The sequence below is a fragment of the Bradyrhizobium sp. PMVTL-01 genome (assembly GCF_051861855.1).
Taxonomy (GTDB): Bacteria; Pseudomonadota; Alphaproteobacteria; order Rhizobiales; family Xanthobacteraceae; genus Bradyrhizobium.
Window position 1 is genome coordinate 5,741,555 of the sequence record NZ_CP193982.1, and the last position, 13,095, is coordinate 5,754,649.

11 protein-coding genes are annotated in these 13,095 nt (G+C 65.6%); 1 reads left to right on the plus strand and 10 read right to left on the minus strand.

Features of this window, described 5'->3' with window-relative positions:
- Positions 1-6: 6 nt before the first annotated feature.
- The 9 genes from ACRQ5Q_RS27940 to hydA all read right to left on the minus strand — a co-directional run bounded on the left by ACRQ5Q_RS27940 (position 7) and on the right by hydA (position 11,717).
- The gene (locus ACRQ5Q_RS27940; RefSeq protein WP_439374488.1) at positions 7-1,611 is read right to left on the minus strand and encodes an ABC transporter substrate-binding protein; all 1,605 of its coding nucleotides are present in this window, start codon (positions 1,609-1,611) and stop codon (positions 7-9) included.
- Between the two features lie 147 nt (positions 1,612-1,758).
- On the minus strand, positions 1,759-3,429 hold the full coding sequence (gene nikE / locus ACRQ5Q_RS27945) for a nickel ABC transporter ATP-binding protein NikE (protein ID WP_439393137.1): 1,671 nt from the start codon (positions 3,427-3,429) through the stop codon (positions 1,759-1,761).
- Positions 3,426-4,274 (minus strand): ABC transporter permease, encoded by an 849-nt coding sequence (locus tag ACRQ5Q_RS27950; protein ID WP_439393138.1) that lies wholly within the window; start codon positions 4,272-4,274, stop codon positions 3,426-3,428. The genes nikE and ACRQ5Q_RS27950 overlap by 4 nt, the downstream gene beginning before the upstream one ends.
- Entirely contained in the window at positions 4,271-5,305 is a 1,035-nt protein-coding gene (locus ACRQ5Q_RS27955) for an ABC transporter permease (protein WP_439374486.1), read from the minus strand. The genes ACRQ5Q_RS27950 and ACRQ5Q_RS27955 overlap by 4 nt, the downstream gene beginning before the upstream one ends.
- 28 nt (positions 5,306-5,333) lie before the next feature.
- Positions 5,334-6,953: an ABC transporter substrate-binding protein gene (locus tag ACRQ5Q_RS27960; protein WP_439393140.1), complete on the minus strand. Its 1,620-nt coding sequence runs from the start codon at positions 6,951-6,953 to the stop codon at positions 5,334-5,336.
- A gap of 119 nt (positions 6,954-7,072) precedes the next feature.
- Positions 7,073-8,509, minus strand: coding sequence for an NAD(P)-binding domain-containing protein (locus ACRQ5Q_RS27965; RefSeq protein WP_439393141.1), 1,437 nt, complete (start codon positions 8,507-8,509; stop codon positions 7,073-7,075).
- Positions 8,506-9,255, minus strand: coding sequence for an SDR family oxidoreductase (locus ACRQ5Q_RS27970; protein WP_439393143.1), 750 nt, complete (start codon positions 9,253-9,255; stop codon positions 8,506-8,508). The genes ACRQ5Q_RS27965 and ACRQ5Q_RS27970 overlap by 4 nt, the downstream gene beginning before the upstream one ends.
- A gap of 1 nt (position 9,256) precedes the next feature.
- Entirely contained in the window at positions 9,257-10,231 is a 975-nt protein-coding gene (locus ACRQ5Q_RS27975; RefSeq protein ID WP_439393145.1) for an NAD-dependent epimerase/dehydratase family protein, read from the minus strand.
- A 16-nt stretch (positions 10,232-10,247) separates the two neighbouring features.
- Positions 10,248-11,717, minus strand: a complete 1,470-nt coding sequence (hydA, locus tag ACRQ5Q_RS27980) for a dihydropyrimidinase (protein WP_439374481.1) — start codon at positions 11,715-11,717, stop codon at positions 10,248-10,250.
- Positions 11,718-11,773: 56 nt separating this feature from the next.
- On the opposite strand from hydA, the gene ACRQ5Q_RS27985 reads away from it, so the two are divergent.
- Positions 11,774-12,436, plus strand: a complete 663-nt coding sequence (locus tag ACRQ5Q_RS27985) for an aspartate/glutamate racemase family protein (protein ID WP_439399888.1) — start codon at positions 11,774-11,776, stop codon at positions 12,434-12,436.
- Here ACRQ5Q_RS27985 and ACRQ5Q_RS27990 read toward each other — a convergent pair.
- Complete coding sequence (locus tag ACRQ5Q_RS27990; RefSeq protein WP_439374480.1) at positions 12,433-13,092, minus strand: flavin reductase family protein; 660 nt, start codon at positions 13,090-13,092, stop codon at positions 12,433-12,435. The genes ACRQ5Q_RS27985 and ACRQ5Q_RS27990 overlap by 4 nt on opposite strands.
- Positions 13,093-13,095: the final 3 nt, after the last annotated feature.

Below are 13,095 nucleotides of genomic sequence, written 5' to 3' on the forward strand. Positions count from 1 at the left end.
GCACGATCAAGCGGACTTCGACACGCCCCAGAACCAGGGCAACGGCCCCTTGGTCACGCCGGAGACGTTCTTGCGCCACGCGGTGTAGCTCAGGAAGAAGCCGGTCGGCGCGTACACGACGTCATCCAGCGCCGCCTTGTTGAGACGGCCGATGGCGGCCTTCTCCTCGTCGAGGTTCTTGGCCTCGAACCACGACGTGACCTCCTTTTCGGTCGCCGCGCTGGTCGGCCAGCCGAACCAGGCCTTGTCGCCATTGGCGCGAATGGCGGTGTAGGGAGCCGGATTGACGCAATCGGCGCCCGCATGCCAGGTGTGGAACATGTTCCAGCCGCCCTGTCCGGGCGGTGTCTTCTGCGCGCGGCGGGAGCCGACCGTGCCCCAATCGGTCGCGACGAAGTCGACATTCATGCCGAGCTTCTTGAGCAGGTCGGCGGTCACGTCGCCCATCGCCTTCGTGATCGGCTGATCCTGTGCGACGAGACACGTCACCGGCTGGCCGGAATAGCCGCTCTCCGCGAGCAGCTTCTTGGCGGCGTCCAGATCGCGCTTGCCCTTCAGAATCTCGCCACCCACCTCGGTGTAGAGCGGCGTATCCGGCGTGAAGTAGCCGGGCAGCGGCTTCCACAGCGAATTGTCGTCGCCGACGATCGCGCGCATGTAGTCTTCCTGGCTCAGCGCCATCAGCACCGCACGCCGCGCCTTGACGTCGTTGAAGGGCGGATGGAGGAAGTTCATGCGGAACGAGCCGACATTGCCGAGCGGATCGCCGATATCGACGTTGATGTTCTTGTTCTTCTTCAGAACCGGAACGAGATCCGCGATCGGATTCTCCCACCAGTCGATCTCGCCGTTCTGCAACGCGGCTGCTGCGGTTGCCGGATCGGGCATGATCACCCACTCGATCCGATCGATCATCACCTGCTTGCCGCCGGCGAGCCAGGACGGCTTCTCCTGCCGCGGCGAATAGTCCGCGAATTTCTCGAACACGGCCTTGGCGCCGGGGACCCACTCGCTCTTGGCGAACTTCAGCGGACCGGAGCCGACATATTCAGAGATCTGCTTGAACGGATCGGTCTGCGCGATGCGCTCGGGCATGATGAAGGCGCATGGCGAATTGTTCTTGCCCAGCGCGTAGAGCATCTTCGGGTAAGGCTGCTTCAGCACCCATTTGAAGGTACGGTCGTCGACGGCCGTCAGCTCCTGCTGGAGGGCCTTGATCATCAGGCCCATCGGATCGCGCGCCGCCCAGCGGGTGAGGCTCGCCACGACGTCCTTGCTCAGCACCGGCTCGCCGTCGTGGAATTTGAGGCCCGGGCGCAGCTTGAACGTCCAGGTCGTACCGTCGTCCGTCACTTCCTCGGACTCGACCATCTGCCGCTGCGGCTGAAACGAGGAATCGATGCCGTAGAGCGTGTCCCAGACCATCGCGGCCGCGTTGCGCACGACGTATTGCGTGCCCCAGATCGGGTCGAAATTGGCGAGATTGGCCTGCGGCACGAATCGCAGGGTGCGGGCCGCCGCGCCCTGGGCGATCGCCGGGGCCGAGAGGCCGCCCGTCAATGCCAGACCGCCCGCGCCAGCCAGTCCCTTCAATACCGTCCTGCGATCCATGAAGTCCTCCCGATAGTGCCCGATGCCAGCTGTTCATTGGCCAAGGGCAAGTGAAACCGAGCCCAATTGCAAGCAAATGGTATGCCACTAAATGCGCCTTCGCCAGCGGGATCTCATCTTGACCGGCCCACGTTGACTTGGCCGGCCTTAAAGAGCAGCCGCCAGCACCGCGCCGGTCTCGATATGCGGGATCGCCTCGACCAGCTTGCGGGTGTAGTCGGTCTTCGGATTATCGAACAGCGCCCGGCTCTCCCCCTGCTCCACGATGCCGCCATTGCGCAGCACGATGGTGCGGTCGCACAGCATGCGCACGACGTTGAGATCGTGGCTGACGAACAGCAGCGCAATGTCGTTTTCGCGCCTGAGGCGATCGAGCAGCTGCAGCACAACCGCCTGCACCGAGACGTCGAGCGCAGCGGTCGGCTCGTCCAGCACGAGCAGGCGCGGCCTGCAGGCGATGGCACGGGCAATGCCGACGCGGGCCTTCTGACCGCCGGAGAGCTGGTGCGGAAAGCGCGCCAAGAGATCGAGCGGCAGCCCGACGCGCTCGGCGCATTCCTCGACCCGCCGCCGCAACGCATCGCCCGCCCGCAGGCCCTCGAGCCGCATCAAGGGATGGGCGATGCAATCGAAGGCAGTGAAGCGCGGATTGAGGCTCTCGTTCGGGTCCTGGAACACCATCTGGATGTCTTTGCGCAAGGGCGAACGGTGAAAGTCGCGCGAGGCGACATGCCCGATCGACTGTCCGTCGAACACGATGTCCCCATCGCTCGGATCGATCAGACGGCAGATCATGCGGGACGTCGTGCTCTTGCCGGAACCGGACTCGCCGACGAGACCGACACTCTCGCCGCCGGCCATCGTCATCGAGAAATCGGCAACCGCCGCGGAGCCCTGGTCGAAACGTTTTGCCAGCTTGCGCACTTCGAGCAGCGGCGGCGTGCCGGGTGCGGGCTCCCGCCTCGGCGCGCTGAGGACAGTCGCGTAACGCTCCCGCTCCTCCTCCGTCACGAGATCCTCGATCCGGGACGTCGCGGTCGGCGACGCCGCAACCAGGCGCTTCGTATAGGCGTGCTGCGGCGCGCTGAAGAGAGTCCTCGGGCTCGCCTCCTCGACGATGCGGCCGCGCTCCATCACGGCGATGCGGCGGCAATAGCGGGCCGCGAGGCCGAGGTCGTGCGTGATCAGGATCGTCGCCATGCCACGCGCGGCGGCGATGTCCGCGAGGAGATCCATCACCACCTTCTGGGTGGTGACGTCGAGGCCGGTGGTCGGCTCGTCCGCGATCAGGAGCGCGGGATTGCAGGAGATCGCGATCGCGATCATGACGCGCTGGCACATGCCCCCCGAAAGCTCGTGCGGATAGGCATTCATCCGCGCCTCGGGATCACGGATCTGGACGGCCCGCAACAATTCGAGCGCCTCGGCCCGCGCCGCGTCCTTCGATATCCGCTTGTGGGTGAGGATCGCGTCCGCGATCTGCAGGCCGATCGCGCGGATCGGGTTCAGCGCCGACCGCGGGTTCTGGAAGATCATCGACATCGCGGCGCCCTGGAGATGACGGAGGTCGTCTCCCCCAAGCTTCGTCACGTCCTGCCCGCGGAACAGGATTTTTCCGGCGGTGACGCGGCCGGCGGCATCGAGCAGCCGCGTCGTCGCAAAGCCGGTCACCGACTTGCCCGAGCCGCTCTCGCCGACGAGGCCGAGCATCTCGCCGGCCCCAAGGTTGAGCGAAACGCCGCGCACGGCCTCGACCATGCCACGCCGCGTCGAGAACGAGACGTGGAGGTCCTCGATCCTGAGCAGTTCCTCGCTCATGTGCGCATCCGGGGATCGAGAATGTCCCGCATCCCGTCCCCGAGCAGATTGAAGCACAGCACGGCCATCATCAGCGCAAGGCCCGGAAAGGCGACCAGCCACCACCGCCCGGTCGAGATGAAACGCGCGCCCTCCGCGACCATGATGCCCCATTCCGGCGTTGGCGGCTTGACGCCGAGGCCGATGAAGGACAGGCCTGCGGCATTGAGAATGGCCCAACCGAGATTGAGCGAGATCTGCACCGCCATCGCCGGCAGGATGTTCGGCAGCAGGAAGCGCAGCACCACCGAGAAATGGCTCTCGCCGCATGCGCGCGCGGCCTCGACCCACCCGACATTGCGACGCACATTCACCTCGGCGCGAGCGAAGCGGATGTAGAAGGGAAGATTGATGATCGCGGTTGCGACCACGATGTTCTCGATCCGGTTGCCCAGCGCTGCGACCATGGCCATCGCCAGCACGAACAGCGGAAAGGCCATCATCACGTCGACGAAGCGGCCGACGGCGCGGTCCAGCTTGCCGCCGGCATAACCGCAGAACGAGCCGACGACGGCGCCGATCAGGAAGGAGATCCCGACTGCGGAGACCGCAATGGCGAGATCGAGCCGTGCCGCGACGATGAGACGGCTGAACACGTCGCGGCCGAGCTGGTCGGTGCCGGCGAGATGCGCCGCGCTCGGCGGCTGCAGGGCCTCCGAAACGTTGGAGACCACGGGATCATAGGGCACGATCCAGGGGCCGAAGATCGCGAGCAGGACGAACACCGTCACCCCGGCCGCAGCCACCGCCGTGAGCGGGTTGCCGCGCAGGATCCAGACCGAGTGGCGAAGGGTTGCGCTGGTCATTCGATCGACACCCTGGGATCGGCGATGCCGTAGCAGATGTCGACCACGAGATTGACCAGCACGAACAGGCTCGCCATCAGCAGCACGAAACCCTGCACCGGCGCATAGTCGGACGACAGCAGCGCATCGAGCGCGTAGGAGGCCACGCCCGGCCAGGAGAACACCTTCTCCACCAGCACGTTGGCACCCAGCATGGTCGAGAACACGATGCCGGCGATGGTGATGACGGGCAGGATCGCATTCCGCAGCGCATAGGTGACGACAACCTTGCGCCAGGACAATCCGACCGAGCGCGCGGTGCGCACGAAATCGCTGCCGAGCGACACCAGCATCGAGGCGCGCGTGATCCGCGCCAGCGGCGCGATCACGAACAGCGCCATGCTCACCGCCGGCAGGATCAGCTGCTTGCAGGCCGCCCACCAGCCCTCGAAGTCGCCGGCAAGCAGGAAGTCGATGGAGAGAAAGCCGGTGCGCTGCGGCGGCAGCGAGGTGAAGACGTCGATCCGCCCCGTGGGATCAGGCGCCAGCCCGAGCAGATAGTAGAAGACGTAGATCAAGAGCAGGCCCGAGACGAAGGTCGGCACGCAGACGCCGAGCGCGCAGAACAGCCGCACGCCGTGATCGATGATCGACCCCGGCCGCAGCGCCGCGATGACGCCGAGCGGCACCGCCGCAATCAGCGCGATCAGCAGCGCGGTGAAGGTGAGCTCCAGGGAGGCCGGCAGGCGCTCGCGCAGATCCTTCAGCACCGGCTGGCCCGTCATCATGGAGCGGCCGAGATTGCCGTGACCGATGTCGGAGAGATAGAACACGAGTTGCTCCGGCACCGATTTATCGAGCCCCATCTGCTTGCGGATCAGCTCGATCTCCTCCTTGCCCGCATTGGGCCCCGAGGCGAAGAACACTGCGGGATCCCCCGGCAGGACGCGCATCAAAAGAAAGGTGAAGACGAGCACACCGAACAGCGCCGGCAGCGACGACAACAGCCGCCTGCCCGCCCGCACCATGGTTGCGCCAAGACCGGTCGTCACCTTTCAGAGCCTCCCTCGCTTTCCGATATCACTTGCGGCTGACGTCGCGATAGTCGACCTGGCGATGGAACTCATAGGTGTAGCCTTCGATCGACGGCGCCATGACGGCGTCCTGGTTCGGCTGCCACAGCATGATCTGCGGCATCAGGTCAAAGTGCATCGCGTTGAGCTTGCGGCCGGCTTCCTCGTACTTGGCCTTGTCAGGCTCGAAGCGGGCTTCCTGCGCAATCGCGGCAAGATCCGGGTTGTTGATCGAAGAGTAGTTCCAGCGCTGATTGCCGGTGTAGAAGTTGCGGTAGAAGTAATCGGTCGACGGCAGCCAGGCGACGATGCCTTCGGTGTAGAAGGGAAGCTTCTTCTCGTTGATCTGCGTCGACATCTGCGCATCCGGCAGCTTCTGGATATCGACCTTGATCCCGATCTTGCCGAGCGATTCCTTGACCAGAGCCGCCATCGGCTCCGCCGTCGAGGCCTGGCCGACGTTGAAGCTGAATGTGGTCGAGAAGCCCTCGGGGAGACCTGCGGCCTTCAGATATTCCCTCGCCTTGTCGAGGTCGAGCTTCACCGGCTGCTGGAAGGGGTAGATTCCGGTTGCCGGCTTGCCGTCTGGCCAGTTCGCGCCGAACAGCGGCGAACCGCGGCCGAACAAGGCGGCCTTGAACATATCGTCATAGGGCAGCGCGTAAGCGATGGCGCGCCGGACATTGACGTTGTCGAACGGCGGGATCTGGTTGTTCATCGAGACGAAGGTGATCGAATTGTACTGCGGCGTCGAGATCACCTTGAGCTTGCCCTTGGCTTCCAGCGACTGCACGTCGCTGGCCTGGAGATCGAGCACGAGATCGGCATCGCCGCGCTCGACCAGGTTGGCGCGGGTGGCCGGCTCCGGCACCGATTGCACGATGACGCGCTTGAAGAAGGCCGGCTTGCTGGCCGAGCCGCGGTTCCAGTCCTCGTTGCGCTTGACGATCACCTGCTCGCCCGGCTTGAAGCTCTCGATCACGTAAGCGCCGCTGCCGGCAGTGTGCTCCTTCAGCCAGGCCGTTGCCCAGGGATCGTCAGCGGTCGCGTGCTCCTTTGCCACTTTCGAGTTGATGATCATCGGGTAGACAGTGGCAAGGTTCGGCAGCGCGAGCTTGTCCGGTTTTGGCAGCGTCACCTCGATGGTGAGCGGATCGATCACCTTGAACTGATCGGCCGACGTCAACGAGCCCGTCAGCAGCTGCGCCTTGCCGAGGATCGGCGCGGTGACGCAGCGATCGAGCGACCATTTGACGTCATCGGCCGTGACGGGCGAGCCGTCCTGGAATTTTGCATCCTTGCGCAGGCGGAAGGTGAGCTTCAGGCCGTCGGGGCTGACCTCGTAGGATTCGGCGAGCTCGCCCGTGATCGTGTCGAGATCGAACACCCATTTGCCATTGAGCTGCTTGCGGCCGAACGCGACCAGGCGGTCATAGGTGCTCATGCTCAGCGCGAAGGACTCGCGGGTCGAACCGGGGATGTTGGGGTCGAGCGTGTTGACGGATGCGCCCGTCACATAGCGCAATGTCTCCGCCCTGGTTTGCGCCTGCGACGGCGCGGTGGCGATGAGCAACAGCGCAGTGGCAGCAAGGACTGAGGTCGCCGGCCTGAAAGACACAAAACGCATTGGTTTTTCCCTGAATTTCGAACGAGAACGCCAGCAAGGCAGGTTGAGAAAGAAGCAAGTTGCGCGCCAGTCTCATGGGGCGTTTTTGAGGACGCATCGTCGCGGCGGCGCATGGATGATCACAGCGTTTCCTCGGTTTTTCGCGCCGGCCGCGTGACCACGGCCTGCGGCACGTCATAGGCGCCGAGCGAGGCCCAGTGACGCGCGATATCGGAGCGGAACAGGCCGCGCGTCAGGCCGTGGATCATTTTCGGAACCGCCGTCGTCATCGCGTTGATCGATGATCCCGATGGACCGAAGCTCATGGTCGAGGCGATGGCAAAGAGATGGATGTCGGCGATCCAGGGCGTCTTTCCCGGCACGCGCTCGGTGAAGGCATAGTCGTCGGCGAGATAGGGAAAGCGCCCGAGCCGTTCGTTGCGTTCGTCCTCGGGCGGGTGGTAGCGGTCGGCCCAGGTGGCGATGTTGCCGGCGAAATTGGAGAGCTCGCCTCGGCCGGCAAAGTTCATGTCGATGCCGGTGCCGCAGATGACGAAATCGGTGGTAATGGTTCCGCGCGGCGTCTGCAATGCAATGCCGTGGTCGGTCTTCCGCGCCGCTTCGACCGGAGCGCCCTCATGCAATGTGAAGTTGGCATGACGCGCGCAGCGGTCGTAGGTCGGTTGCGGAAATCCCTCGCGCATTTCGAGGATTTTTCGCATGAAGCGCCAGCGCCAGGCGTCGTCGAGGTCGCTGAGATGACGCAGGAACCCGCGAAACGTCAGCCACCGATAGGGCTGGATCACCTGGATCTCTGCGCGGCGGCACAGCAGGTGCACCTCGGCGGCCCCCGCCTCCAGCGCGGTTGCCGCATTGTCGAAGGCGGATGCGCCGGCACCGATCACGGCGACGCGCTTGCCGCGCAGGCTTTCGAAAGCGATGTCGTCGGCAACGGTTGCGACCGAACCCGCTGGCAGATGCGCCAGCTGCTGCGGGATCATCCAGCCGCCCATGCCCTCCTGCCCTGTCGCCAGCACGATCTTGCGGGCGTAAAGGGTCTCGACTTCCCATGCCCGCTTCACGCGCGCGGCGAGCAGGCCGTCGGACCCCGGCGCGATCTCCAGAAGTTCGCAGGCGTTGCGCACCGGCAAGCCGATCGTGCGCCGCAGCCAGAGCAGATACTCGGCCCAATGCTCTCGCTCGATCAGGCCGAGCTGTTGCCAGCTGTCCTTGCCGAAGCGGGCCTCGTGCCAGGACTGGTAGGTCAGGCTGGGGATATCGAGATCCGGGCCGGTGTAGTCCTTCGGGCTGCGCAGCGTCGGCATGCGGGCATAGGTGAGCCACGGGCCCTCCTTCCCCTCCTCGGCCTTGTCGAGCAGCAGGATGTTGCTGACGCGGGAGCGCATCAGGCCGAAGCCGATGGCGATGCCGGACTGGCCGGCGCCGATGATGAGCACGTCCAGCGCGGGCTTGCCGTCCGGCCCCGTCTTCGGCTCGAGCCACGCGGCGCCGGGATGCGCGATCATCGCCAGATCTGCGCGGACGTCCGCTTCAAGCTTGGTCAGCCCGTCACTCATGACGCGAGCCAGCCTCCGTCGACCACCATGACGGTGCCGGTCGTGAACGAAGAGGCATCGCTTGCGAGATGCAGTGCCGTCTGCGCGATCTCTTCCGCAGCACCGAACCGCTTCATGGCGTGGCGGTTGCGGGAGGCTTCGCGCACTTCTTCTGAATTGGCGTGACGGGCAAAGCTGCGGCGAAGCATCGGCGTATCGATCGCGCCGGGCGCAATCGCATTGACGCGAATGCCGTCGGTGGCGAAGTCCACCGCCATCGTCCGCGTCAGGCTGATGATCGCGCCCTTGGCGGCGATGTAGGCGCTGCTACCCTTGCCGCCGGCCATCGCAAGCTGCGACGCCAGCGTGATGATCGAACCGCTGTTCTGCCGCTGCATGTGAGGCACGGCGGCCCGTGCCCACAGCCAGGTGCCGCCGACATTGGCGCGGAACACGGCGTCCCAGTCTTCCACGCTCGTGGTCAGCACCGTACCGCCGACGGAGAAGCCGGCAGCGGTCATGAGGATATCGAGCCGGCCATGCTGCGCCACGACGTCGCTAACAACGACTTCGGCGAAGGCGGCATCACCGACGTCGCCGACATGCGTCGTTGCCGCGCCGACCAGGCTCAGCGTTTCCTCAAGACCAGCAGCATCACGGTCGACCAGAGCAAGGCGCGCGCCCTCTTCCGCGAACAGCTTGGCACTGGCCCGGCCGATGCCCGAGCCCGCTCCGGTGATGATGGCGGTGCGCCCCTGCAGCCGCATGTCAGATCCCCTCCTTGTGCTGCATCCACCAGGCGCTCATCGCAGCGGCCGACTCCGCGCAGCCGAACCGGGCGCGCCAGCCGAACTCGTCGGCCATCCGCTTGATCGACATCGGTGCACGATCCCCGCCGTGAAGCTTGATGACAGTCTTCTCTCCGGGAGAGGCAAGCCGGCACTCCAGCCCGGGATGCAGGGCCGCAAACGCCTCGCCCCATTGCAGTGCAGACCAGGCCGTGCCGCTGGAGATGTTGTAGAGCCGGTGGCGCGGCCGCTCGGCCTCGATCAGCACCGCCACCGCTTCGGCAGCGTCCGGCGCGTAGGTCCAATCCTTGATGCCTGGTGCAGGGAGGAGCGCCGGTTCGCCGCGCGCGAACGCGGCCAGAATCTGGAACTCGACGCTCGGCGTATCGCGCACCGAGCCGGGCCGCTCCCATGGACCGAAGACGGCACTTAAGCGCACGCTCAGGAAATCACCGCCAAAAAGCTCGGCGTGCCGCGCCACCGATCGCTCCGAGGTGAACTTGCTGATGGCATAGAACGAGACGGGATCGCAGGGCGTTTCCTCTTCCAGGGCCGGGGCCCGCCGGCCCGCAGCGCCATAGGCCGATGCGGAGGACAGATTGACGACCCGGCGAACACCATGCCGGATCGCCGCTTGCAGGATCGGGATCTGGGCCATGACGTTGATCTCGAGAACGCGCGCTGGCGATGCCCGTTCGAGGTCATCGCCAGCGGTGACCGCGGCGCCTAGCACGATTGCGTCGGAGCCCCCGGCAATGAGGGTGTCGATGCCTTCCGCGTCGGTGATGTCGCCCTGAACGACCCTCAGCCGCTCGCGATACTCGCCCAGGGATCGATGCGCAGCTGCAGGCAGCGGCGCACGATCATACAGCGTCACCTCATGGCCGCGCGCAAGCAGCACCTCGGCAAGATTGAGGCCGACAAAGCCGGTGCCGCCGAAGACGACGATCTTCATCGCACGCGATCCAACATCACAGCAGTTTTGCCCCGAAATTCCGTTCCGGATCCATGTCCGCCACCAGCCGGCCCGTCGGCTTCGCCGCCTCGCCGCCGCTGCGCGCCAGGAATTTTCCGCTGCCCGCGCTTGCGAGACACTTGTTGCCCTCGACGATCACGCGGCCGCGCGAGAGCACCGACACCGGCCAGCCCTTCAGCTTGCGGCCCGCGAACGGCGTGTAGCCGGCGAGATCGTGCATCATCTCGTCGGCAATCACGGTCTCGCGGTCGGGATCCCAGATCGCGATGTCGGCGTCGGCACCGACGGCGATCGAGCCCTTGCGCGGATGCAGATTGTAGATCTTTGCGGGCGCTGTCGCGGTGAGCTCGACGAATTTCTCCAGGCCCAAGCGGCCCTTCGAGACCATCGCATCGAAGAGCAGCGGCAGCCGCAGCTCTAGTCCCGGCAGGCCGTTCGCGACCTGCTTGAAGTTCGGATTGGGGCCGGCGCGCAGCTTGCCGGTCTCGTCGTAGCGATAGGGGGCATGATCCGACGAGATGGTCTGGAGATCGCCCAGCGAGAGCGCCTGCCACAGCGCCTCCTGGTCGGCATGCGTCCGCGGCGGCGGGCTGCACATCCACTTGGCGCCTTCGGCGCCGGGCTTGTCGAGATCGTTGGCGGTCAGGAACAGATATTGCGGACAGGTTTCCGCAAAGACCTTCAAGCCCTGTCCGCGCGAGTCGCGGATCACCTTGGCGCCTTCGGCGGTCGAGACGTGGAAGATCATGATCGGCTGGTCGATCAGCGCCGCCATGCCGATCAGCCGCGTGAAGGCTTCCGCCTCCGACACGCGGGCGTGGCTGACGGCATGGTATTTCGGCAAGGTGTAGCCGCGTGACAGCAGCCGCTTCACCATCCAGGCGATGATGCCGTGGTTCTCGGCATGGGCGCACAGCATCGCGCCCGACTGGCGCGCGGCGAGCAGGATGTCGAGCAGCGGCTCGTCGTCGACCTTGAGCCGGTCGTAGGTCATGAAGATCTTGATCGAGGCATGGCCCTGCTTCACCAGCGCCGGAACGTGCTCCTCGACCGTCTCCCTGGTCGCATCCGCGATGATCATGTGAAAGGCGTAGTCGATCACCGCGCCCTTCTTCGCCAGCGCGTGATAGTCCTCCACCACCTGCGGCAGCTTCATGCCGACATGCTGGGCGGCGAACGGGATCACCGTGGTGGTGCCGCCGAACGCGGCAGAGACCGTCGCGCTCTCGAACGTGTCGGCGTTCATGATGCCGGCGGCCGATAGCTGCTCGATATGGGCGTGGCTGTCGACGCCGCCGGGCAGCACCAGCTTGCCGCGCGCGTCGATCTCGCGCTTGGCGGGGGGAAGCCCGCGGCCGATCGCTGCGATGGTCTCGCCTGATATGGCGACGTCGGCCTCGAAGACGTCGGTGGTGGTGGCGACGCGGCCGCCGCGGATGATCAGATCGTAAGCGGGTTCAGTCATGAGGCACTCCGTGATAGGCTCGAGGTACGTACTCGTAATTTCGCAGGAAGACCATGATGTCCCGGGCGCGCATTCTCGTCATCAATCCGAACTCCAATCCTGCGGTTACGCAGGGGCTGGAGGACGCGCTGAAGCCGCTCGGTCTCGAGGGCGGGCCGGAGGTGGTCTGCCAGACGCTGGCCGAGGGTCCGTTCGGCATCGAAAGCCAGGCGGACGTCGACAGCGTTGCGATGCCGCTGCGAAAGCTGGTCGAAAGCGACAACAGTTTTGCCGCCTTCGTGATCGCCTGCTACAGCGATCCCGGGCTTCAGGTCTGCCGCGAAGGCACCGACCGCCCCGTGTTCGGCATCGCCGAGTGCGGCGTGCTGACGGCGCTGGCCCGCGCGGAGACCTTCGGTGTTATCGCCATTGCCCAGCGCTCGATCCCGCGTCACATTCGCTATCTCAGGCAGATGGGCCTGACCGACCGCCTCGCCGGCGAGCGGCCGCTGAACATGAGCGTCGCCGAGACGGCGTCCGGCGAAGGCACGCTCGCCAGGATGATCGAAATCGGCCGCGCGCTGCGCGACGAGGACGGCGCCCGCGCCATCGTGATGGGCTGTGCCGGCATGGCGCGCCACCGCCGCCCGCTCGAAGAGGCGCTGCGCATTCCCGTGATCGACCCGACACAGGCGGCCGTCACCATGGCGCTGGGTACGGTGCAGTTCTCGGCCCACTAGGCGTCCTTCAGCTCTTTGGCGTCCTGGCGCGCGAGCCATTGCGCATGGCTCTCGCGGACAAGCGCAAACGTGTCCCGCTGCGTGGTGTAGAGGTTGCCGAACATGCGGCCGATCGGACGGTAGGCGTCGAGATCGACGTACATATTGGCTTCATCGACGAGACCCTCGCGGGCGTGCACCCGGAGCACCTCGCCGACCAGGAGCTCGCGGTCCGGCGAGAAGTTCAGCACGACATGACGCCGGCACTCCAGCGCAAAGGGCGCAGCAGCAAGGCGCGGCACCTTTACATCGACCGAGGGAAGCGTCGCCAGCCCGGTCGCGGCGACCTCGCTGTCGCCGGAGGGAAAATCGACGGCGCAGTCGTTCATCGCGACCGACAGCGCCTCGTCCACCATGTGCACCACGAACTCGCCGTCGCGACGGATGTTGCGGGTCGTGTCCTTCGGCGAGTGATCCGGCTTGTGCTGGAGCCCGAGCACGATCAACGCCGGGCTTTCCGAGAACACGTTGAAGAAGCTGAACGGTGCGGCATTGACGGCACCATTCTCGTCCAGCGTCGTCACCAGCGCGATCGGCCGCGGCACCACCACGCCGCAGAGCAGCTTGTAGCGATCGCGTGGGTCGAGCTCACGCAGGGAGATGCCTTTGTCCGCCATCGG